This window comes from Cupriavidus sp. 09_S30 (assembly GCF_056930435.1).
This window is the reverse complement of record NZ_JBXOWI010000002.1, coordinates 3,270,695-3,293,993: the sequence shown is the minus strand read 5'-3', so window position 1 is coordinate 3,293,993 and position 23,299 is coordinate 3,270,695. Positions and strand designations below refer to the sequence as shown.

At 68.9% G+C, this 23,299-nt stretch carries 15 protein-coding genes; 4 read left to right on the top strand and 11 right to left on the bottom strand.

All coding sequences use genetic code 11. The features are described from left to right. Window positions 1–119: 119 nt before the first annotated feature. The 5 genes from AC1Z3O_RS34890 to AC1Z3O_RS34870 form a co-directional block, all read right to left on the bottom strand. Window positions 120–1,274, bottom strand: coding sequence for an acetoin dehydrogenase dihydrolipoyllysine-residue acetyltransferase subunit (locus tag AC1Z3O_RS34890; RefSeq protein ID WP_483521851.1), 1,155 nt, complete (start codon window positions 1,272–1,274; stop codon window positions 120–122). Next, window positions 1,274–2,290 carry an alpha-ketoacid dehydrogenase subunit beta gene (locus AC1Z3O_RS34885; protein WP_483521850.1) on the bottom strand — a complete coding sequence of 339 codons (1,017 nt, stop codon included), beginning with the start codon at window positions 2,288–2,290 and terminating at the stop codon, window positions 1,274–1,276. Before AC1Z3O_RS34885 ends, AC1Z3O_RS34890 begins: the two co-directional genes overlap by 1 nt. Window positions 2,291–2,384: 94 nt before the next feature. After that, entirely contained in the window at window positions 2,385–3,389 is a 1,005-nt protein-coding gene (locus AC1Z3O_RS34880) for a thiamine pyrophosphate-dependent dehydrogenase E1 component subunit alpha (RefSeq protein ID WP_483521848.1), read from the bottom strand. 11 nt (window positions 3,390–3,400) lie between these two features. After that, window positions 3,401–4,537, bottom strand: coding sequence for an ATP-NAD kinase family protein (locus AC1Z3O_RS34875; protein WP_483521846.1), 1,137 nt, complete (start codon window positions 4,535–4,537; stop codon window positions 3,401–3,403). Window positions 4,538–4,834: 297 nt separating this feature from the next. After that, window positions 4,835–6,880, bottom strand: a complete 2,046-nt coding sequence (locus AC1Z3O_RS34870) for a sigma-54-dependent Fis family transcriptional regulator (RefSeq protein ID WP_483521844.1) — start codon at window positions 6,878–6,880, stop codon at window positions 4,835–4,837. A gap of 275 nt (window positions 6,881–7,155) precedes the next feature. Here AC1Z3O_RS34870 and AC1Z3O_RS34865 point away from each other — a divergent pair, with 275 nt between their 5' ends. After that, on the top strand, window positions 7,156–8,727 hold the full coding sequence (locus AC1Z3O_RS34865; protein WP_483521842.1) for a methyl-accepting chemotaxis protein: 1,572 nt from the start codon (window positions 7,156–7,158) through the stop codon (window positions 8,725–8,727). Window positions 8,728–8,768: 41 nt separating this feature from the next. Here the strand turns inward: AC1Z3O_RS34865 and AC1Z3O_RS34860 are convergent, their stop codons facing one another. Next, window positions 8,769–9,773, bottom strand: coding sequence for an LLM class flavin-dependent oxidoreductase (locus tag AC1Z3O_RS34860; protein ID WP_483521840.1), 1,005 nt, complete (start codon window positions 9,771–9,773; stop codon window positions 8,769–8,771). Between the two features lie 115 nt (window positions 9,774–9,888). Here AC1Z3O_RS34860 and AC1Z3O_RS34855 point away from each other — a divergent pair, with 115 nt between their 5' ends. Next, window positions 9,889–10,518, top strand: a complete 630-nt coding sequence (locus AC1Z3O_RS34855) for a TetR/AcrR family transcriptional regulator (RefSeq protein ID WP_483521838.1) — start codon at window positions 9,889–9,891, stop codon at window positions 10,516–10,518. A gap of 136 nt (window positions 10,519–10,654) precedes the next feature. On the opposite strand, the gene AC1Z3O_RS34850 is transcribed toward AC1Z3O_RS34855, so the two are convergent. The 3 genes from AC1Z3O_RS34850 to AC1Z3O_RS34840 all read right to left on the bottom strand — a co-directional run bounded on the left by AC1Z3O_RS34850 (window position 10,655) and on the right by AC1Z3O_RS34840 (window position 15,422). Then, window positions 10,655–13,420 carry a hypothetical protein gene (locus AC1Z3O_RS34850; protein ID WP_483521836.1) on the bottom strand — a complete coding sequence of 922 codons (2,766 nt, stop codon included), beginning with the start codon at window positions 13,418–13,420 and terminating at the stop codon, window positions 10,655–10,657. A 212-nt stretch (window positions 13,421–13,632) separates the two neighbouring features. Next, on the bottom strand, window positions 13,633–14,616 hold the full coding sequence (locus AC1Z3O_RS34845; RefSeq protein WP_483521834.1) for a DedA family protein/thiosulfate sulfurtransferase GlpE: 984 nt from the start codon (window positions 14,614–14,616) through the stop codon (window positions 13,633–13,635). 173 nt (window positions 14,617–14,789) lie between these two features. Beyond that, entirely contained in the window at window positions 14,790–15,422 is a 633-nt protein-coding gene (locus AC1Z3O_RS34840; RefSeq protein ID WP_483521832.1) for a response regulator, read from the bottom strand. Between the two features lie 324 nt (window positions 15,423–15,746). Here AC1Z3O_RS34840 and fusA point away from each other — a divergent pair, with 324 nt between their 5' ends. Both fusA and AC1Z3O_RS34830 read left to right on the top strand, forming a co-directional pair. Further along, entirely contained in the window at window positions 15,747–17,855 is a 2,109-nt protein-coding gene (gene fusA, locus AC1Z3O_RS34835; protein ID WP_483521830.1) for an elongation factor G, read from the top strand. Between the two features lie 420 nt (window positions 17,856–18,275). Continuing rightward, the gene (locus AC1Z3O_RS34830) at window positions 18,276–18,704 is read left to right on the top strand and encodes a DUF3995 domain-containing protein (RefSeq protein ID WP_483521828.1); all 429 of its coding nucleotides are present in this window, start codon (window positions 18,276–18,278) and stop codon (window positions 18,702–18,704) included. 61 nt (window positions 18,705–18,765) lie between these two features. Here the strand turns inward: AC1Z3O_RS34830 and AC1Z3O_RS34825 are convergent, their stop codons facing one another. Together AC1Z3O_RS34825 and AC1Z3O_RS34820 are read right to left on the bottom strand one after the other, a co-directional pair. Next, window positions 18,766–21,789: a transglycosylase domain-containing protein gene (locus AC1Z3O_RS34825; protein WP_483522154.1), complete on the bottom strand. Its 3,024-nt coding sequence runs from the start codon at window positions 21,787–21,789 to the stop codon at window positions 18,766–18,768. Window positions 21,790–22,113: 324 nt separating this feature from the next. Then, window positions 22,114–23,145, bottom strand: coding sequence for an aldo/keto reductase (locus AC1Z3O_RS34820; RefSeq protein WP_483521826.1), 1,032 nt, complete (start codon window positions 23,143–23,145; stop codon window positions 22,114–22,116). Window positions 23,146–23,299: the final 154 nt, after the last annotated feature.

Below are 23,299 nucleotides of genomic sequence, written 5' to 3'. Positions count from 1 at the left end.
TTCCCCCTGCACGAGCCATCCCATGGGTGCCGCGTCGAAGGCGCGGCCCGCCCCCCTGCCGCAGGCGGGAGGGGAGCGGAGGCACGCTGGCGGAACCGGCGGAACCGACAGCGCCGACGCTAGCCGGCCGCGTGCTCCCTGAGCAGCGCGTTGACCTCGCCGGCCTTCTCCATCTGGCTCATGTGGCCGGCATCGGCGAAGACCTTGACTGTTGCCCCCGGCGGCGCATTGCCGGCATGCTCGGCCGGAATGATGCGGTCCTGCGCACCCCAGATCACCAGCACGCGCTTGCCGCCGCGTGTGCTGCCCACGGTGCCGCCCTCGGCCAGGCGCAGGCCGGGCTGCTCGCGCTGGCGGCCGCCGGCGAAGAGGCTGGCCTCGAGCGCGGCCAGCGCCTCGCCCACGCCGTCGAGGCGCTTGTAGCGCAGCAGGTCGTCCAGCATCTGCCGGCTCACCAGCCCGGCATCGGCGAAGAGCTGCTCCACCACCGGCTTGAGCTCGCGGCGCGACTCGGCTTTCACGAACCCTTCGGTGTAGCCCTGGTTCACCTCCTCGCCCAGGCCGGCGGGCGAGATCAGCGCCAGCGACAAGACCCGCTGCGGCGCGTCCAGCGCGAGCTGGGCCGCGATGCCGCCACCCATGGAATGGCCGACCACGTGCGCCGCCTCCAGCCCGGCCGCGTCCATGAAGCGGGCAACGAAGCCGGCCAGCGCGGCCAGCGTGGTGCCGGGCAGCGTCGGCGTGGATTGGCCATGCGCCGGCAGGTCGAGCGCGACCACGGTGTGGTCCTCGGCCAGCGCATCGAGGTTGAACAGCCAGTTGTCGAGATCGCCGCCGAAACCGTGGATGAACAGCACCGGGCTGCCGCCTTCGCCCTTCTTCGCGTAGCGCACGCGGATGCCGTCCACGTCGGCGAACTGGTAGGCCGCGGCGCCTTCGCCCGCCTCCTCCTCGTCGGCGGACGGCGTCTCGTAGCCGGCCACATAGGCGTCGATCTCGGCGTCGCTCACCTCGGGCGGCGCCATCACGCCGAGCAGGGCCTTGACAGGCAGCACGTCACCCACGGCGGCCACCTTGCGCCGCAGGATGCCGGCGTCGGACGCCTCCACCGCGTTGGCGATCTTGTCGGTTTCCACGTCCAGGATGGGCATGCCCACCGTGATCGGGTCGCCCTCCTCCACCAGCCAGTCATTGACCGTGCCTTCCTTCATCGACAGGCCCCACTTGGGCATCACGATGGGCGTGATGCCCGCGGTTTGCGTTTTGCCGGACATCAGTGCTTCCCTCCTTTCATGGTCTTGCGCGCCGCGTCCGCGATCTGCGCCGCGCTGGGGATGTAGAGATCCTCGAGTGCCGGCGAAAACGGCACCGGCGTGTGCGGCGGGCACACCATCTCGATGCCGGCCTTGAGCGCCCCGAAGGCCTGCGAGGCGACCTGTGCCGCAATGTCGGTGGCGAGGTTGCAGCGCGGGCTGGCCTCGTCCACCACCACCAGGCGGCCGGTGTTCTCCACCGTTTCCAGCACCGTGTCCATGTCCAGCGGCGAGAGCGTGCGCAGGTCGATCACCTCGGCTTCGATGCCCTCCTTCGCCAGCGCCGCCGCGGCCTCCAGTGCGCGGTGCACCATCAGGCCGTAGGTGACGATGGACACGTCCTTGCCGTCGCGCACGATATTGGCCTCGCCGAAGGGAATCGCATAGGAGTTCTCCGGCACCTCGCCCTCCAGGCCGTACAGATTCTTGTGCTCGCAGAAGATGACCGGATCGTTGTCGCGGATGGCCTGGATCAGCAGGCCCTTGGTGTCATAGGGCGTGGACGGGCAGACCACCTTGAGCCCCGGGATATGGGTGAAGATCGGCGTCAGCATCTGGCTGTGCTGCGCAGCGGCGCGAAAGCCCGCGCCCACCATGGCACGGATCACCACCGGCGTCTCGGCCTTGCCGCCGAACATGTAGCGGAACTTGGCCGCCTGGTTGAAGATCTGGTCGAAGCACACGCCCATGAAATCGATGAACATCAACTCGGCGATCGGCCGCATGCCGCAGGCCGCGGCGCCGATGGCCGCGCCCACGTAGGCCGACTCCGACAAGGGGGTGTCGAGCAGCCGGTCGCCGTGCTTGGCGTACAGGCCCTTGGTGACGCCGAGCACGCCGCCCCAGGCGTCCTTCTCGCCATCGGCGCCGGCACCGCCGACGATGTCCTCGCCGAGCATGATCACGCTCGGGTCACGGGTCATTTCCTGGTCGATCGCTTCATTGATCGCCAGCTTCATGCTGAGTCTGCGCGACATGTCTTGTCTCCTGTCGATGCGTTCTTTGCGGTTGATGCGGTGGATGCGGTTGGTCCGTCGTGTCCGCGCAGCCCGCCGCGCGGCGGTCGCGCCTTCAATAGCGCACGTAGACGTCGGTCAGCAGGTCGGCCGGTCCTGGCAGCGGCGCCGCCTTGGCTTCCTGCACGGCGCGCTCGATCAGCGCCGCGACCTCGCGGTCGATGGCTTCCAACTCGGCGGCGGAGACCGCCTCGGCCTGCGTCACGGTGCGCGCGAAGCGCTTCAGGCAGTCCTTGTTGGCGCGGATCTCGTCCAGCTCTCCGGGCGCGCGGTAGGTCTGCGCATCCCCTTCGAAATGCCCGTAGAAGCGGACCATCTTGCATTCGAGCAGCGAAGGACCGCCACCCTCGCGAGCGCGGCGGATCACCTCGCCGGCCGCTTCGTGCACGGTGAAGAAGTCGGTGCCGTCTACAGTCACGCCGGGCACGCCGAAGCCGGCGGCGCGGTCCACATAGCTGTCCACCGCGGTGCCGTACTCGCGCGCGGTGGATTCCGCATAGCCGTTGTTCTCGATGACGAAGATCACCGGCAGGTTCCACACCGCAGCCAGGTTCAGGCTTTCGAGGAAGGTGCCCTGGTTGGAAGCGCCATCGCCGACGAAGGTCACGCCGACCTCGCCCTTGCCGCGGAACTTGGCCGCCAGCGCGGCGCCGCAGATCAGTGGCGCGCCTGCGCCCAGGATGCCGTTGGCGCCCATCATGCCCTTGGACAGGTCAGCGATATGCATCGAGCCGCCCTTGCCATTGCACGAACCGCCCTTGCGCCCGTAGATCTCCTTCATCATCGCCACGGGGTCCACGCCCTTGGCGATGCAGTGGCCATGCCCTCGGTGTGTGCTGGCGATGCGGTCGCCATCGTTCAGGTGGTGCAGGATGCCGACGCCCGCGGCCTCCTCGCCGGCGTAGAGGTGGACGAAGCCGGGAATGTCGCCGCGCGAGAAATCGACGTGCAGGCGTTCCTCGAATTCGCGGATCGTGCGCATCCTGCGGTAGACGTCGAGCAGCGTCTGCTTGTCGAGCGGAAGCGGCGCCTGTTCGCCGCGCGGGGATGGAGTGGCCATCGCTGTCTCCTTCAGTGGGTGTTGGTAGTCGTGGTGCTGGTGGTGGTAGTGGTGGTGGTAGTGCTGGCGCTGCCGGGAAGAGTGCGGACGCCTGGCGACGCTTCGCGCCGCATCAGGTGCGCGGCGGCGGCGTGGCGCATGCAGGCGGATACGTCGATGCTGCGGAAGGCCTGCTCGTGCAGGGTGACGGTGACCTCATCGTGTGCGCCGAAGGCCAGCTCGCGCTCGCCGTCCAGCGCGACGATGCCGCTGCGCTGGCGCACACGCGCCGGATGGCCATGCTCGAGCCGGCGCCAGCCCGCGACGGGCACGGGGCAGAGCAGGCCGGGCGCGATCGGTGCATCGAGCACGAAGGCGCAGTCGTCGTGCGTGCCCAGCTCGACGGCCAGTCCGCCCGGCTCGCGGCGCCCCACTGGCTGCAGCAGCCCGGCGATGGAGGACAGGCCGATCGCCTCCGGATCCGCGTAGGCGGCATAGACGGCGGCCAGCGTGTCTGGCTTCCACAGCGCGCGCGCGCCGATGAAGTGTTCGTGCGAGATCACCGCGTCGACCAGGGCGATGTCGCGGCGCAGGCCGCCGTCCGCATCACGGATGGCGATATCGAGCCGCTTGTTCCACGCCAGCGCTTGCGCGGCCGGCACGCGCCCGCTCGCATACAGGCCGGTGGCCAGCCCGGTGACTGTGGACTCGCGCATCTCGGGAAAGGCGTTGTTGGTACCGGTCGACAGGCCGGCGATCGGAACCGTCCCGCATTCGCGCACCACGGCGCGATGCGTGCCGTCGCCGCCGAGCACGACGATGGCCGCCACGCCGGCCTCGACCATGCGGCGTGCGGCCAGCAGCGTGTCGTCCACCGTGGCCGTGACCGGCATGTCGATGTAGTCGACGGCTGGCAGCGCAGCGTCCGGCCCCTGGCGACGCATCAGGTGGCGCGCCAGCATCACGCGCAGGCCCTCGCGCTCAGGCATCATCAGCACGCGGCCGATGCCGCAGGCGGCCAGCGCGGCCAGCAGCCGCAGCACGATATTGACGCGGTCGGCCAGCTGCAGGCTGTTCGCGTTGGCGATCACGCGGCGGATATCGCGCGCCGACACCGGGTTGGCAATGATGCCGACCAGTGGCGGCGTGGCGCGGCTCGGGTTGCCCATGCCTGTCTCCTGGATGTTCTTGTCTCTGTCCCAGGGCTTTTGCAATGCGCGTGCCAGCCAGCCTGAGTGACCGGAGGCACGGCAGAGGCATGGATTTCTGAGGGATAACCCGCGTGCGGCAGCGCTGCCGCACGGATGACGGCCCGCTTGCAGCGGCATTGTTGCGCTGCGGGCGTGACAGGTGTCACAGTGCGGCTGTCACAGCGGGTGGACAGGTGTAGAGGCCGGAGTGATCCGGCCGATGGCGTCCATATCGCCGGCGACGCGGGCGCCCGGCTGAGTGCGGCTGCCTGCGGCTCAGCGCTCGGCGTCGCGCTGATTGGGAGACTGGATACCCAGGCGGGCCATGCGCCGGTACAGCGTCATCCGGCTCACACCGATCTGCCGCGCGACAGCGCTGAGATTCCAGTTCGACGCGCGCAGATACTGCATCAGCAGCATGCCCTCCGGCGTCAGCGCCGGCCGCTCTGGCAGCGGCGGCGTATCCGCGCGCTGTTCAGACACGGCGGCGGCGGTGGCGGTGGCGGTGGCGGCATCTTCCGGCCGCATCGGGTCAACCGCCGGCGGCGCGATGCCGATGCCGTCCGGCAGGTCGGCCGCCTCGATGCACGCGCCCACGCAGACCGCGCGCGCGTACTCCAGCGCGTTGCGCAGCTCGCGCAGATTGCCCGGCCAGCGGTGCCGGTGCAGGCGCGCACGTGCTTCGGCCGACAGCAGCGTCGGACCTGCGGCGCCGGCCGGCTCGCCCTCGGCCAGCAGCTTGTCGATGAGCCAGTCCAGGTCGCCGCGCTCGCGCAGCGGCGGCAGCACGAAGCGGGCGCCGCCGAGCCGATAGAAGAGATCCTCGCGGAAACGGCCCTGCGCCACCAGCGCTTCCAGGTCATGGTGGGTGGCGCAGATCACGCGCAGGCGCACCGGCACCGGCCGCGCGGCGCCCACCGGCAGCACCTCGCCCTCGGCCAGCACGCGCAGCAGGCGCGACTGCAGTTCGCGCGGCATGTCGCCGATCTCATCGAGAAAGAGCGTGCCGCCATCGGCTTCCTGGATCAGGCCGCGCTTGCCGCGCGCGCCGGCGCCGGAAAAGCTGTTGGGCAGGTGGCCGAACAGCTCGCTCTCGGCCAGCGTCTCGGCAATCGCCGCACAGTTGACCGCGACGAAGGGCTGCGCGCGGCGCGCGCTGGCGGCGTGCAGCGCCTTGGCGAAATATTCCTTGCCGCTGCCGGTCTCGCCATGGACCAGCAGGTTGATAGGCGAATCGACCAGCTTGGCGGCGCGCTCCAGCTGCTGCTGCAAGACCACGTCGCCACCGCACAGCGCGGCCAGCGGCGCCGGCAGGGCAACGCGGCTCGGCGGCACCTGCGGCACCTGCGGCGACGCCGCGCGCGCCAGCGCGGGCGGCGTGGCGCTCAGGTACAGCAGGCCACCGCTGCGCGCCAGCGCCAGCAGGCGGTGCTCGCTGGGCGTCGAATGCACGAAGCGGCCGAGATCGGACAGGCCCGCGTCGAACACATCCTCGAAAGATAAGCCCCGCACCGGGCGCGCCAGCCCGCCGGCGCCCCACTCCGCCTCCAGCATGCGCTGCGCACGCCGATTGTGGCCGACGATGCGCCCGCCGGCGTCGAGCGCGATCAGGTATTCCGGGTTGACATCGAGGAACTCGGGCGCTGCGTTCAGCCGCAGGATCCAGTCGTGCCGGTGCACGCGCAGGAAGTTGGCGTTCTCGATGTGGGCCGCGTAGATCTTCACCAGTTGCAGCGCCAGCGCCTGGCTGGCCTTGGCTGACGGCGAGGTGAGCGCCGAGATGTCGAGCACCGCATTCAGGCTGCCGTGGGTGTCGAACAGCGGTGCCGCGGTGCAGGTCAGCGGAATGTGGGTGGCGTCGAAGTGATCGGCCTGGTGGACGGTCAGCGCTTCGCCGGTGGCCAGCACTGTGCCCACGGCGCAGGTGCCGGCCCCGCTCTCGCTCCATTCGGAGCCGAGGTAGAGCCCGGCGCGGCGCAGCGGCGCGTCGGCGCCGGCATCGCCCAGGTAATCGACGGTGACGCCCTGCGCGTCGGTCAGCAATACCACGTAGCCCAGGCCGGCCACCTGGCCGTACAGGGTCTGCAGGCCATGGCGCGCGATGCGCACGAAATCGTCCAGGCGCTGCTGGTGCTCACGCAGCCGGGCCTGCGGCAGGATGCGCGCCTCCTGCATGCGCGACGGATCGAGCCCGTACTGGTGCACACAGCGGCGCCAGGAACTGCGGATGATGGCATCGGCCGCAGCCTCGCCCTGCAGCGCAAGGCCGCGCGTCGTTGCCTGGACTACCGCTTCGATGTGCTCGCGCTGGCGCAGATCCATCGTGGTCTCCTAATCGTCTGGCGCCCCGGGCGGCTGACGCGCGCGGAGCGGGCTGCCGCCAGGCAGCGGACGGGCGAGCGCATCGATGCGCTTCTTCGGAATGGGTCATCGGAAAACGGACTTCTACTGTATCCGACGGCATCCGGCTTGGGCAAATCGTGCCGCGCGGTACCCGGCACACCAGTGCAGCAACATCCACTTACACCCCGGGACCTCAAGAAATGCTGCAGCGCGGTCGTATACGCATGCTGGCACCGCAGACGCACCGCATTGACATGAATCGACTTTCGCTGAACACCAAACTCTGGATGGCCTTGGGCGCGCTGTGGGTGGCGCTGCTGGCGCTGGGCACCTGGAACGCCGTCCATACGCGCAGCGTCATGATGGACGAGCGCCGCGCCAGCCTGCAGTCGCTGGTTGCCGCCGCCGAAGGCATCGTCACGCGCTACGCCAGGCAGGCCGCAGCGGGCCAGGTGAGCCAGGAGCAGGCGCAGCAGGCTGCCAAGGACGCGATCCGGGCCATGCGCTTCGGCGACAATGGCTACATCCTGCTGCTCAATTCCAAGCCGCAGGTGGTGCTCAACCCCGGCCTGCCGCAGATGGACGGCAAGCTGGTCGGCGATTTCAAGGACCCCGACGGCAAGCTGGTCTACCAGAGCATCGTCGATGCCGGCCGCGCCGGCGCGCGCGACGGCGCGGGCCCCGACGATGGCTTCGCCACCTACCGGGGCCGCCTGCCCGGCACGGAGACACCGGAACGCAAGCTGACCTATGTGCGCTATGTGCCGGCCTGGGACTGGCACGTCGCCACCGGTGTCTTCCTGCGCGATGTCGACGCCGCCTTCCGCGAGAACCTGGTGCAGGCGCTGCTGAGCACGCTGCTGCTCGGCGCCTTGATGTCGGCGGTAATGCTGGCCATCATGCGCACCGTGCGCACCAGCCTGGGCGGCGACCCGGCCTACGCTGCCGAGGTGGTCAGGCGCATCGCCGGCGGCGACTTCACCGTGCCGGTCAAGACACGCGACGGGGACGAGGGCAGCCTGCTGGCCGCCATGCGGCGCATGCAGGGGCAACTGTCCGGCACGCTCGGCGACGTCGTCGGCGCGGCCGGCGCCATCGCCACCGCGACGCGCCAGATCTCCGAAGGCAATGGGGACCTGTCGCAGCGCACCGAGGAGCAGGCGTCGGCGCTCGAGCAGACCGCGGCCAGCATGGAGCAGCTCACGGGCATCGTGCGGCAGAACGCGGACAATGCGCGCCAGGCCAGCACGCTGGCGGCAGACGCATCGGCCATCGCGCACCGCGGTGGCGAAGTGGTGGGCGAGGTGGTCAGCACCATGGGCGAGATCAACGGCGCCTCGCGCCAGATCGTGGACATTATCGGCGTGATCGAAGGCATCGCCTTCCAGACCAACATCCTGGCGCTGAATGCGGCGGTGGAAGCCGCACGCGCCGGCGAGCAGGGCCGCGGCTTCGCCGTGGTGGCGGGCGAGGTGCGCAGCCTGGCCCAGCGCAGCGCGAACGCTGCGAAGGAGATCAAGACCCTGATCGACAACTCGGTGGCCCAGGTCGAGAATGGCGCCGCCCTGGTCGCCAACGCCGGCACGACCATGGACGAGGTGGTCGAAGCCGTGCGACGCGTGACCGACCTGATGGGCGAAATCAGCGCTGCGTCATCCGAGCAGAGCGCGGGGATCGAACAGGTCGGCCGCGCCGTCAGCCAGATGGACTCGGTCACGCAGCAGAACGCGGCGCTGGTGGAAGAAGCTGCTTCCGCGGCCGAATCGCTCGCCGCGCAGGCGCAGTCGATGCTGCAGGCTGTGTCGGCCTTCCGCCTGGCCGCCTGACATCAGGCCCCGCTGCGGGGCGCCCGCGGCGGGCGCCGCGTTCAGTTGCGCGGCGCCAGTTCGCGCAGCGCCTGCGCCGCGATCTCGAAGGAGCGCAAGCGCGCCGTGTGATCGTGGATCTGCCCGGTCAGCATCAGCTCGTCGGGGCGCAGGTCCTCGATGAAGCGCTGCAGGCCTTCGCGCACGCCCTGCGCATCCCCCACCACGGAACAGGCCAGCGAGCGGCGGATATGGTCGGCCTCACTCTCGGTCCACATCGATTCGATATCGTCCACCGGCGCGCGCAGCCTGCCCGGCGTGCCGCGCACCAGCGCCAGGAACTGCTGCTGCAGCGAACTGAACAGGCGCCTGGCTTCGGCTTCCGTGTCCGCGGCGAACACGTTCAGGCCCAGCATCACGTGCGGCCTGGCCAGCGCTTCCGAGGGACGGAACGTGCGGCGGTACAGGTCGACGGCCTGGCGCATGAAACCCGGCGCGAAATGCGAGGCGAAGGCGAATGGCAGCCCCAGCGCCGCGGACAGCTGCGCGCTGAACAGGCTGGAGCCCAGCAGCCAGATCGGCACCTTCAGGCCCGCGCCCGGCACCGCGCGCACGCGCTGCCCCGCCCGCGGCTCGTCAAAATAGGCCAGCAATTCCTCGACATCCTGCGGAAAGGTGTCGGCCGTGTCCTGCCCGAGATGGCGGCGCAGCGCGCGCGCCGTGGCCTGGTCGGTGCCCGGCGCGCGGCCCAGGCCCAGGTCGATGCGGCCCGGATACAGCGAGGCCAGCGTACCGAACTGCTCGGCCACCACCAGCGGCGAATGGTTGGGCAGCATCACGCCGCCCGAGCCGACGCGAATGGTCGAGGTGCCGCCCGCCACGTAGCCGATCAGCACCGCGGTGGCGGCACTCGCGATGCCCGGCATATTGTGGTGCTCGGCCAGCCAGAAGCGGCGATAGCCGAGACGTTCGGCGTGGCGCGCCAGGTCGAGCGAATTGCGCATGGCCTGGCCCGGATCGGACCCTTCCGCGATGGGAGACAGGTCCAGCAGGGAGTAGGGAATCATCGGCGTTGCGTGCCCCCTCGGCCGCCGCAAGGGCGGGCAGCCGGGGCATCGTCCTGATTTATGGAGCGATCGTTATATTAATCAGCGCTGGCGGCGGTGACAACGGAAAAATATAATGACCACTATGGAAAAGAGTGTATCGCCCGGCCGCGGCCGCCCCCGCCAGTTCGACCGCGACGCGGCCCTTGGCACCGCCATGTCACTGTTCTGGCGGCATGGCTATGACGCCACCTCGATCGCCGCGCTGACCGAGGCGATGTCGATCACCGCGCCCAGCCTCTATGCCGCTTTTGGCAGCAAGGAACAGCTCTTCTACGAGGCCGTGGACCGCTACGCGCAGACGCACGGCGCGCGCCTGTATGCGCCGCTGGCGCAGCCCGGCGCCGCACACCTGGCCATCCACGCGCTGCTGCACGGCGCGGCCGCCCTGTTCAGCACACGCGGCAACCCGGCCGGCTGCTTCCTGCTCTCCGGCGCCAGCCATTCCGTCGACTGCGCCTATATCGACGACACCCTGAAGCAGCGCCGCAAGGACATGCAGGCCGCGCTGCAGACGCGCATCCAGCAAGCGATCGACAGCGCCGAGTTGCCTGCGGATGCCGATGCGGCTGCCCTGGCGCGCTTCTTCAACACCGTGATGCAGGGCATGTCGATGCAGGCGCGCGACGGCGCCACGCGCGCGGCGCTGGAATCGGTGGCCGAAACGGCCATGCTGGCGTGGCCGCAGAAACGGGTACGCCGCTGATTCCGGGCCTGCCTATGCAGGCATAGCCAGCGGCGGATTGCTTCGCGTCCCGCGCGGCGACCGCGCCCGCCTGCGCACGATACCGGCGACGTTGGCGCCTGCCGCCGCATCGCCTCATGGCTGCAGGGCAGCCGGGTCACAGTGCAAACAAAGTCCGCGCCACCGCATCGCCGCGCGGGCCGCCGCCGAAGACCCGCTCGCCGATGGCCAGGCCCAGCGCACGGTAGCTCTCCCACTGCGCTTCGTCGAAGAACTGGTCGGCGGTCGGCTCTTGCGGGAAGGCGGGATGCGTGGCGGCGTATTCCCTGACGTCGACCGGCACGAAGTCGGTCAGGCGTGGCTTGATCAACACGATGCGGCACACCGGCTGGCGCGGCTGCGCCTCTGCGGCGCGGTACACGTTGAGCAGCAGTGCACACTTGCCACCGTTGCCGACCGCGGGAGCGGCAGCGCGGAAGTCCTCGGGCACGCCGAATACCTGGCCGAGCACCGGATCGGCCGCCGCGTGCTCGTCGACGGCAATCTCCAGCTCGTGGTCGATGCGCGCCAGCCGCACGAGGTTGGCCAGGTCGCCGAAGCGGTAGTCGGGATCGCAGCCACAGTCGCACAGCACGATCAGGCCGACATTGCGCTCCGGACGAAGCAGCTCGTAGACCGCGGTGTTCTCGAAATGGCCGCCGTCCGACAGGTACTGCCAGCCGCGCCGGGTGCCGTGGAATCGCGCTGAGAGCTCGCAGCCGAGGTAGTACTGGGTGCCGAACAGCGCGATGAAGCGGTCCAGCCAGGGGTGCGCCGCGCGGTCGGCCTGGCGGCGCGAGGCATGGGCGCCATGTCCGGCGTCCAGCGGATAGGACGGCCACCAGATGCCGAGCCGCAGATTGGCGAGCCCCATCAGCATCGAGGTGCCGAGCGTGGTGGCGCGGCCGAGGCCGGTCGAGACCGCCGCGCCCGAGATGGCGACCCAGTCGCCGACGCCCTGCGCCTGCGTCACTTCGCTGGCCCTGGCCTTGCCGCTGGCGGGGTGGTAAGGCTGGCCGTCGACGGTGAAGCGCGCATAGTTGTCCGGCGGCAGGAAGGCCGCGCCGTGTGAGACGCTGCCCGCGCCCGGCGCGACGCACAGGGGCTTGCCCTTGCGATCGCGCTGGACCAGCTGCTCGGCGGGGTCGATGGTGAGGTTCAGCGTGACATTGATCAGGTGCAGCGGCGCCAGCACCTTGGGATCGTAGTAGGCGTTCAGGCTGAGCCCGTCGCCGGCCACCGGCTCGGCCACGCTGAGCGCGGCACGCCGCGCGGGCGTCGCCGCGTGTTCGGCGCTGCCGAAGCGCTGGCCGTTGGAGGCGCCAAGGTAGGCGCGCGTGAGCCGCGCCGCGTAGAAGGGCTGCAGCGTGGAAAGGTTGAGGAAGCCGGCAAAGCGGCCGGCCAGCAGCGCGAGGGCCAGCGCCGCTAGAGTCAGCAGGCTCAGCACCGGCGTCGTCCAGGCATTGCCGAACACCAGCCAGTCGACCGGCTCGTGGCCGTTCCAGCGCACCCACAGCACCAGCCACGACCACAGGATGAAGACCAGCAGTGCCAGCACCGCCGCGGCGATGCCGGCGAGCAAGGACACCGGCAGATGGCTGAGCCAGCCCGCGCCCCCCGCCCCGCCGGCGCGGCCGCGCTCGTCCAGCAGAGTGCTGCCGTAGCGCACCATCCAGACAAGGGCGCCCAGCACGCCGCCGGGCGCCAGCACGCTCCAGTGTTGGCGGGCCATGTAGCCATAGAGGTAGGTGCTGCGTGCCAGGGTATCGGCCAGGCCCAGCGCGACCAGCCACAGCGTGAGCCCGAGGCCGAAGCGCAGCGCCCGCGTGGCGCGCACGCGGTAGCTGGTGACCGTGGCCGGCGCCAGCAGCATGGCGGCACACCAGGCCACGCCGAGCAGGATGGTGGCGCCGATGAAGAGGAACAGATACGCCAGCGACAGCCCCAGCGCATGCGCGGGAAACACGGCGGCGGCGGCCAGCAGGAAACCGAGTCCGGCCAGGGCGGCCAGCAGGGTAGCGGCATTGAACAGGCGCGCGCGTTGGGGGTCCTGCGGCGAGGGGTAGACCAGCCAGTACGCCAGCCCGGGTGGCACGGCGAGCAGCAGCAGGCTCGCCAACGGCAACCACAGGAGTTCGCTCCACCACAGCGGCAGGCCGCCTTCGTTGAAGGCCTGGCGGGCATCGTGCAGGAGGTCGATCTGATAGCGTCCGAGCGCGATCCAGGCGCCCGTCAGCAAGTGCCGGCCCAGGGCCAGTGCCGCCAGCACCGTCACCAGCGCGCTGCCCAGCACGCAGTGCATGGCGAACCAGTTGCGCACGACCGTGGCGGCGGCATAGAGCGCATCGCCGGCGCCGGTCGGGGTCAGGTAGCGCCCGTTCTCGCGCAGCCAGGCGACGGCCTCCCGTGTCGGCTCGTCGCTGTGGCTGGTATGGATGCGCCCAGGCGGCTCGCTTTGCAGTGTGCGATAGGCATCGCCGGCCGCCTGGACCGGATTGGTGCCCCGGCGCAGGCGCCCGGGCACGAACAGGCTGGCGAAGAAGGCGCCGAGGTAGCCTCCGCCGCTGACCGTGGACAGGTAATCGAATTGCGCCAGCAGTGTCGGCGGCACGGGAGGAGGGGGCGGCGGCGCGGCCGACTCGGCGGGCGCGCGCCCTGCCGCTTCCGGCTCGGGCTCGGGCTCGCGCAGCGACGGTGGCGGCGGTGCCTTGGCCAGGGCCTGCAGCACGCCCAGGCAGAAGGTGGCGCTGCGGATGCCGCCCCCCGAGAGCGCCAGCGCCCAGTTGCGCGCGCCGTCGCGCTGGCGCAGGGGAATGCCGAGAAGCTTGCGCCGGCGCGCGATACGGGCCGGCTCGTCGCTGCCAGGATGGGCTTCGTCTCGCATCCGATCCTCCGTCTCGAAGGGTTCAGCCCAGCGAAGTGTTCAGCCCAGTATAGGCAGTCGGAGCGCAGTGCAAGGCACTGCGTGCGCCAGACTCAGGTTTACCCTCGACGAGATGCCGACATGCGGGTGGCGAAGCAGGTGGCCCGTCGCCGGGCGGAGGAAGCGAGCCCGGCCGCTCGCCGCGACCGGGCCTGAGGGATGGAATCGTGGACTCAGCCGGCAGCGGGCTTGTGCACCACCGCCTGCGTCGCTTGCCGTGGCGCTTCCTGCGTCGCAGCCTCCCCGTGCACGCGCTTCCATTCGTCGAAGCCCCCCGCCAGCGCCCAGGTGCTGACATAGCCTGCGGCGTTCAGCCGTTCGGCCAGGATGGCGGCCGAGACCTCGTTCGGGCACGCACAGTAGATCACGATCTCGGCGGTGGGCGGACGGTCGGCCAGCAACTGCAATGCGGAGTTGAGATCGGCGGGAAGCGCGCCGGGGATGCGTTCGATGTCGTCAGATGACACAGAGCGCACATCCAGTACCAGCGGCAGCATGCCATTGCTGCGGCGCGCCTCGAGTTCGTCCACGGTCATGCGCGGGATGCGGCGGGTGCGGCGCAACAGGTGCACGCGCCGCCACCAGCGCCAGGCCAGGAAGAGCGCGAACGCCGCCACCGCGGCCATGACGGCAAGGTGGCCATACGCGCTGAAGGCGCTCAGGATGACGTCGACGAAGTCGCTGAACACCACGCCGACCAGCAAGGCAGCGCCGGCCCAGACCAGCGAGCCAAGTGCGTCATAGAAGAGGAAGACGGTGTAGCGCGTGCCCGTCATGCCGGCCATGGCCGTCGACAAGGCGCCGGCGCCGGGCAGCAGCTTGGCAAACAGCAGCGAGCGCGGCCCCAGCTTCAGGAAGATCGACTGCGTCTGGCGGATGCAGCTGTCGGGCGAGATCGAGACGCGGCAGACCGTGCGCAGCATCGGCTGCCCGAGCCGCTTGCCGGCCAGGTACCAGGCCGTGTCGGCGATCAGGCAGGCAAGGATCACGGCGGCCAGCACGGCGCCGATGGACGGGCCGGAATCCTGCATGCCCAGCGCCCCGGCGACGAACAGCATCGGATAGGCCGGCACCGGCAAGCCAGCCTGCTCGGCCAGCACATTGAGGAACACCAGCATCAGCCCGTGGTGCTCTAGCAAGGCCTGCAAATCACCCACGACGATCTCCTAAGCGGCGCGCCCCGTCAGATGCAAAGGCGCGGCACGAGGAACAAGGCCTCAGTGTGCCAGTGCCGCGCCGAGCCTGCACGGCAGCGCCTTGCATGAAGCCGTCAAAATTCCTGAATGTCGGCAACCCTGCCCGCCGGCTGCCATCGGCAGGTGCGCGCGCTTCACGCGGCGATCTTGCAGCGGCGCGCGAAATCGACCAGTTCGACCAGGGAACCGACCTGCAGCTTGATCATGATGCGGGCCTTGTGGCTGCTGACCGTCTTGTTGCTGATGAACAGCGCCTCGCCGATGGCCTTGTTGGACAGGCCCTTGGTCAGCATCTGCAGGATGATGACCTCCTTGTCGGAAAGGCGGCGCAGGCGCTCCTCGTCGGGGGTCGGCACGCGGGCGGAGGCGCCGCTGTCGCGCGGCATCGCGGGGAAGACCATGTAGCCGGCCATCACCGCTTCCACGCAGCGGACGATTTCCTTGAGGTCCTGCGTCTTGCTGACGAAGCCCTGCGCACCGGCCTGCATGGCGCGTGTGGCGAAGGCGCGCTGGTCCTGGCCGGACACCACCAGGATGCGGATGCCGGCCTGCAGCGTCTTCAAGCGCGGGACGACATCCAGGCCGTTGATCTTGGGGATATCCAGGTCCAGCACCACCAGGTCGGGCGCGTATTGGCGCACTGCCTCCACGGCCGCTTGCCCGTTGTCGGCCTCCAGCACGCCATTGACGCCGAGCACCTGTTCCAACTGCGTCTTGAGCACCAGGCGCAGGGCAGGATGGTCGTCCACGATCAGGATCGTCGTCATAGAATCATCACCTCTTGAATGCCCGGGTAGCATTGGCAGAACCCGGGCCTGTGGGAAAAAGCTGCATCGGTGGCCCGAGTCTAAAAAGACACTGCCGCACGATCTATGCGACATTTCTTTTTTTGGTGTCAGACGTTTCTTCGACGGCGTCCAAAGACTTCCGCTTGTGGCGTATCACGCACGCTAAGGCCGGCGCGCTCGCGCCGGCAATTCCATCACTGCACGCCCTGCCATGCACACCTCGGAAATGGGAATGTGCGCAGCGTTCAACCGGAAAACGCCGAAAGTGCTACGCTACTCGGGCAGTCCTTCCAGGAGCCAAACGTGCCTCGCAAAACACCGATCGAACGCTACCGCAACATCGGCATCAGCGCGCATATCGATGCCGGCAAGACCACCACCACCGAGCGCATCCTGTTTTACACCGGCGTGAACCACAAGATCGGTGAAGTGCACGACGGCGCGGCTACGATGGACTGGATGGAGCAGGAGCAGGAGCGCGGCATCACCATCACCTCGGCCGCCACCACGGCATTCTGGCGTGGCATGGCCGGCAACTATCCCGAGCACCGGATCAATATCATCGACACCCCGGGCCACGTCGACTTCACAATCGAGGTGGAGCGCTCGATGCGCGTGCTCGACGGCGCCTGCATGGTCTATGACGCCGTCGGCGGCGTGCAGCCGCAGTCCGAAACCGTCTGGCGCCAGGCCAACAAGTACAAGGTGCCGCGCCTGGCCTTCGTCAACAAGATGGACCGCGTGGGCGCGGACTTCTTCCGCGTGCACAGCCAGATCCTCGAACGGCTCAAGGGCAACGCGGTGCCCATCCAGATACCCATCGGCGCCGAGGACAAGTTCCGCGGCGTGATCGACCTGGTCAAGATGAAGGGCATTGTCTGGGACGACGAAAGCCAGGGTGTGCGCTTCGAGTACATCGACATCCCGCCCGAGCTGCTGGAGACCGCGCAGATCTGGCGCGAGAAGATGGTCGAAGCCGCGGCGGAAGCCAGCGAGGCGTTGCTGGAACAATACCTGTCCGGCGAGCCGCTGACCGAAGAGCAGATCAAGGCCGGCCTGCGCAAGCGCACCGTGGCCAACCAGATCGTTCCCATGCTGTGCGGCAGCGCCTTCAAGAACAAGGGCGTGCAGAGCATGCTCGACGCGGTGATCGACTACCTGCCGTCACCGGTGGATGTGCCCGCCATCCTGGGCCATACCGAGGACGACCGCGAGGCCGAGCGCCATCCCAGCGACGACGAGCCGTTCGCCGCGCTGGCCTTCAAGATCATGACCGACCCCTTCGTCGGCCAGCTGATCTTCTTCCGCGTCTACTCGGGCGTGGTCCACTCGGGCGACACCGTCTACAACCCGGGCAAGTCCAAGCGCGAGCGCATCGGGCGCATCCTGCAGATGCACGCCAATGTGCGCAACGAGATCAAGGAAGTGCGCGCGGGCGACATCGCCGCCGCGGTCGGCTTGAAGGAAGCCACCACCGGCGACACGCTGTGCGATCCGAACAAGATCATCATCCTGGAGCGCATGAGCTTCCCCGATCCGGTGATCTCGCAGGCCGTCGAGCCCAAGACCAAGGCCGACCAGGAAAAGATGGGCATCGCCCTGAACCGCCTGGCGCAGGAAGACCCGTCGTTCCGCGTCAAGACCGACGAGGAATCGGGCCAGACCATCATTTCGGGCATGGGCGAGCTGCACCTCGAGATCATCGTCGATCGCATGCGGCGCGAGTTCGGCGTGGAAGCATCCGTCGGCAAGCCACAGGTGGCCTACCGCGAGACCATCAAGCAGCCGGTGAAGGATGTCGAGGGCAAGTTCATCAAGCAATCCGGCGGGCGCGGCCAGTACGGGCACGTGGTGATCGACCTGGCGCCGCAGCCGCACGGCAAGGGCTATGAATTCGTCGACGCCATCAAGGGCGGCGTGGTGCCGCGCGAGTTCATCCCGGCGGTGGACAAGGGCATCCATGACACGCTGAGCGCCGGCGTGCTGGCCGGCTATCCGGTGGTGGACGTCAAGGTGACGCTGGTGTTCGGCTCCTACCATGACGTGGACTCCAACGAGAACGCCTTCCGCATGGCGGGCTCGATGGCCTTCAAGGAAGGCATGCGCCGGGCCAGGCCGATACTGCTCGAGCCGATGATGGCGGTGGAGGTGGAGACGCCGGAGGAATTCACCGGCAACGTGATGGGCGACCTCACCTCCCGGCGCGGCATGGTGCTGGGCATGGAGGACATCGCCGGAGGCGGCGGCAAGATCGTGCGCGCCGAAGTGCCGCTGGCCACGATGTTCGGCTACTCCACCTCGCTGCGCTCGCTCACGCAGGGCCGCGCCACCTACACGATGGAGTTCAAGCACTATGCCGAGGCGCCGGCCAGTGTGGCCGAGGCGGTGATCAACGCGAAGAAGGCGGCTTGAGGCTGCGGGCGGCGATGGCTTCGTCTTCGCCATGGCGGGCCGGATAACACCGACGGCTCCGTTGCTTAAACAGGCGCCTTCTGGCGAATGCCGTTCAGTTTAGGCTGGGCGGCATTTTTCTTTTGGGGTGGCGCGGGTCTTAGCGCTTTGCCTTTAGCGGCGTGGGTTGATCGTGGCAAAAGCTTGTTTCGACTCCCCCTGCGGGGGAGCCGAAACAAGCTGTTGTCTCGCAGACCAAAGCCGCTGGGTTGCGAGCTGGCGCTCGCCCTGCGGGCCGTCCTGCGGACGTCCAATGCCCTGCGAGCATTGTCCCGCCTGCGCGGGAACGACGACATAGGCTTAACTGAACGGCATTGCGCCTTCGGGCGCCTGTTTTGTTTTGGGGTTTACACTTGCGGATCCCAGGGTTAGGAACACGTCATGCAAGTGCAAGCTGTTGTCGCCGCAGTAACGTCCGCTGTGTTGATCGTGCTTGCCCTCTGGCACGTGTACTGGGCCTTCGGGGGCCGCCTGGCCCATGCGGCCGCGCTGCCCATCAAGGATGGAAAGCCGCTGTTCCGGCCGTCGGCGCCGGGCACGTTTGCGGTCGCGCTGGCGCTGTTCGGCTTTGCCTGGCTTGCGGCCTTCAATGGCGGCCTCCTGGGTGCATCCGCCCCGTCCCGCTGGCTGCAATGGGCGGGCGCCGTCGTGGCGCTGGCCATGCTGGGCCGCGCCATCGGCGACTTCCGCTACGTGGGGTTCTTCAAGCGCCTGGGTGGAGAGCCCTTTGCCAGCCTGGACAGCCGCGTGTATTCGCCGCTGTGCCTACTGTTGTCCGCCGGCATGGCCAGCGCAAGCTGGCCCGCCTGACACGCCCTGCGCCAACCCCTAATGAGCGGGGCTGACGCACCGCCAGCGCGGTTTTCTCCCCTCACCCGCGCGGACACCGCAGCAAGGCGCGATTCGTTCCGGTGCTGCCCGCCATCGCTGTGAGTTGCGGCGCCAGTGCGCGCAGCAGGTGCACCGCAAGCGCGCTGGTGTAGTTGTAGTGCGCTGCATCCGAACCCTTGACGAACAGCGTCACGGTGCCGAAGTAGCGCTCACCCAGCGTGAACACGAAGGTGGCTGAACGGCTGACCGAGTACGATGCGATCACCCTGCCGCCGGGCCCGCCGACCTGGTAGCGCTGGTCGCCGGTTCCGGTCTTGCCGCCCACCGAAAGTTGCATCGATGGCGGCTGGCCGGGCACCATAAACGCATCGTGGATCGACTTGGCGGTGCCGCCCTCCACCACATCCGTCATCGAGCGGCGCACCAGCGCCGCCACCGGCTCGGGCAGCAGGCGCTGGGGCGGCGGCGGCTGCAGCGTGAAGTGGGTCGCGTAGGGCGTACCGTCGGCGAACTGCAGCCGCGTCAGTGCGGCGGTACGCACCGACATGCCGCCGCTGAGGATGATGCCCGCCAGTTCGGCCAGCGCTGCCGGGCGGTCGCCCGACGCGCCGATGGCGGTGGCGTAGGACGGCGTCAGCGAATCAAAGGGATAGCCAAGCCGCTGCCAGCGCTGCGCGATATGTGCGAAGGCGTCCTGCTCCAGCAGGGTGCGGATGCGGTTGTCCTGGCCGAACTTGCTGTGCGTGCGGAACAGCCAGCGGTAGACTTCCTGCCGCTGCGCGCGGCTGTCCTGCAGCACCTGGGCCAGCGTGGCCTTTGGGTGGCTGGCCAGGTATTCCACCAGCCACAGCTCGAGCGGGTGGATGCGTGACAGGTAGCCGCGGTCGTTCAGGTTGAACTTGTCGTGGCCATACTTCTGGTAGAGCTTGTCGATGTCTTCGTCGGACAGCTTCAGCGCGGGCAGGCGCGCGCGCAGCACCTTGCCGAAGGTTTCTTCGTCGAGAGAAGGCTCCACACTCAGCAACGTCACCGCCAGGCGTACCGCACCGACATGCATGGCGGCGGGCGCACGCACCCGGTCCAGCAGCGTGGTGACGCGGTGGGTCCGGTCCAGGCCGTGGTAGCGCCGATAGAAGCCCGTCATGTAGGCGCTGCCTTCCATGTCGGCGAAGCGTTCGAGGTAGCCGCGCCGCTCGGGCGATGAACGGTCCTCCATCAGCCGATCCAGCTCGGGGTGGGCTTGTGCCACCTCATAGCGGACGATGTCGCGCATCAGCCGGATGAAGACGAGGTTGACCGAATGCTGGAAGCCCTGGCGCACGGTCATGATGCGCTCGCCTTCCCAGCGCTCGAAGTTGGAGAAGCCCTGCATGCCGCCGCCGGTGTAGAAGGCTTCGCCCGGATTGCCGGAATACTTGCGCTCGAGCGCCGCTTCCAGCATCGGCTCCAGCGCGCGCTGGTCGACATCCTTGGTCTTGAGCATGTAGTCGATGGCCCAGCGGCTGAGCACATCCTGGCGCGGCAGCTGGACGGCCTGCAGCTCGGCGCGGCTCATGCCGGCGTAGCGTGCCTGCAATTCAGTGACGATCTCCAGATAGGTGACAAGGGTGCGCAGCTTGGCGGTAGAGCCGAGGTTCAGCCGCGCGCCGCTGTTGAGGTCGAAGGGCTGGTCTACATTGTCGGCCTGCACGCGCAGCAGGCTGGCATTGCCGACCCGCTCGTAGAGGGTGAAGCTCGCCACCAGCTTGCTGGGATCGTCCTTGGGGCGCAGCATGTTGTAGCCGTACAGCCCCATGGCGCGCGCGCCATCCGGCTCGCGCACGCGCTGCAGCGCGTCCGTGATGGTGGCCTGCGCCTCGCGGTTGACGCTGCTGCTCGCGCGCAGGTCGAGCCGATCGAGTTCGTAGCGGCTGGGAATGCCGGTCAGCCTGGCCAGGTCCGCGCGCAACTGGTTGACGGCCTTGCGCGTGACGTAGGGCGGCTGCTGCGGTTGCGGCGGCGGCGCGGCCTTCTCCAGCGACTGTGCCAGCGCGGCATCGCGCAGCGCGGGCGTGATGCGGCCGCTGGCCGACAGCAGCCGCAGGTAGCTGCCGGTCAGCGCATCCAGGTTGGTGTCGTCGCGGCGCAGGTGGTAGGTAGGCCGGCGCTGGGCGATGATCAGCGACAACGCGCGCTTGAACACCTGCGCCTCGCGCGGGGTCGGATTGGCGGGATCCATGTTCACCAGCAGGCGGTTGGCCTCGCCGAAGTCCTCGCCGTACCACACCCACAATCCATCGCCGATGCCGTTGATCTCGCCGAAGCCCGCGCGTGCCGACAGCGGCACGGTGTTCAGGTAGTCCACCACGATGCGCTCGCGCGCGGCCTGTGTGTCCGGCCCGCCCAGATAGGCGCGCAGCGAGGCCGAGGTCATCTGGCGCAGCTTCTCCTTGACGGAAGCAGTGCGGCCTTCAGGCGAGTGCCGGAACTTCTCGATCTGGGTGGCCAACGTGCTGCCGCCGGGCGATTCGTGGTGGCGCAGCACCAGCCGCAGGCCCTGGTCGACAATGGCATGCGAGAAGCGGACCCAGTCCAGGGCCGGATTCAGCTCCGGGTACTCGGGATTGAGCAAGCCCTGGTTCTCGACGAACAGGAGCGCGCTGACCAGCACCGCCGGCACCGCGCCGAAGCCATCGTACTGCCGCTGCGGATAGTGCTGTGAGGCCAGCGTCAGGCCGTTGCAGTCAAGCAGCGCCAGCCCGGCCTGGTCCTTTTCGCGGTAAGGCGCGAACAGGCCGGCATCGACGGCCCGCAGCATCGTATCGGACATGCGCGCCTGGGCATCGGGCACGTAGCCGCGCGCCTCGAGCCGGGACGCGATATCCGGCAGCAGCGCATACCCCAAACGGGTGTCATAAGGAGACGGGTGCGGATACCGGATGCTGTCGCTGGCGCCGGGCTGCAGTTCGAAACCGAGGTCGCGCCCGAGGCGGGCGAAGTAGCGCGCCTGCAGGCGCGAGGTGCGTATTTCATCGGCGATGCTGTGACCGATGATGTAGACGCCACCCAGGGTGGTCAGCAGCAGCACCACTCGGATCCAGACGCGCCGCGGCGCGCGGCGAACGGCCTCGCGCTCCGCGTCGGACGCGGAGGCGGAAGACCGGTTCAGGACCCTGGGCAGCACGGCGGCAATCCTGCGGCAGCGTTGCGACGGAAGCTCGATGATCCCTCTAGTATCGTCGCTGGCGCGCGGAATGCGCGTGTTTTCGCGCACAGAATTTGAGACGCGGCGGCGGGTGGAGACCGTGCCACACAAGGTGGCCGGCCCGGTCGCGCGTGCGCAACGGACCGGCCCGGCAAGGTACCAAAGCGCGGCAGCGGGGTAACGCCGCCGTGCCCCCCCGTGCCCTCAGTTCGCCGCCACCGTCACCGGCCGGCCACCGAAGGGATAGTTCGGGTCGGTGTAGCCGGGCGTGGAAGCGTGGCCCGGGCGCACTAGGGCATCGACCATGGCCTCTTCCTGCGGCGAGATCGGCACCCCCAGCGCGCCGAAGTAGTCTTCGAACTGCGCCAGCGTACGCGGTCCCGCGATGACCGAGCTGATCAGCGGGTTGCCCAGCACCCAGGCGGTGGCGAACTGCCCCAGTGTCAATCCGCGCGTCGCGGCATGCGCCTTAAGCGTCTGGGCGATGACCAGCGACTCGTGGCGGAACTCCGTCTCCATGATGCGGCGGTCGGCGCGTCCGGCGCGCGTGCCCTCTGGCGGCTGCTGACCCGGCACGTACTTGCCGGTCAGCACGCCGCGCGCGATCGGGCTGTAGGGAACCACGCCCAGTCCGTAGTATTCGCAGGCCGGCAGGATCTCGACCTCCGGCATGCGGTTGAGCAGGTTGTAGTACGGCTGGCAGCAGACCGGGCGCGGCACGCCAAGCTGCTCGCACAGGCGCGCCACTTCGGCGATGCGCCAGCCGCGGAAGTTCGACAGGGCCCAGTAGCGGATCTTGCCGGCGCGCACGAGGTCGCCCATCGCGCGCACCGCTTCCTCCAGGTTCTCGCCGGCGTAGTCGCGGTGCAGGTAGAGGATGTCGAGATAGTCCGTGGCGAGGCGGCGCAGGCTGTCTTCGGTCTCGCGCAGGATCCAGGTGCGCGAATAGTGCGACTGGTTGGGGCCCGGGCCCATGGGATTGCCGAGCTTGGACGCCAGCACCCAGTGATCGCGGTCCGCTGTCAGCAGCCGTCCCACCATCTGCTCCGAGGCGCCCCGGCTGTAGACATCGGCGGTATCGATGAAGTTGACGCCGCGCTCGCGCGCGCGGGCAACGATGCGCCCGGCTTCGGCCTCATCGGTCTGGTCGGCGAACATCATGGTGCCGAGGCAGAGGGCCGACACTTTCAGGTTGCTGGCGCCCAGGCGCCGATAGAGCATGTTCGAGTCAGGCATGGCGGGTCTTTGCAGGTGGTGGTTAGACGACGCGTGGCGGCGCGGGCCGCCGCGACTGGCATTGTGCCGCGTGCGCGGCGGTCTTGCAGGGCAGGCGATCCCTGCCCTGTCCGCCGACACGCCGACACGCCGACACGCCGACAGCGGCGGCGCG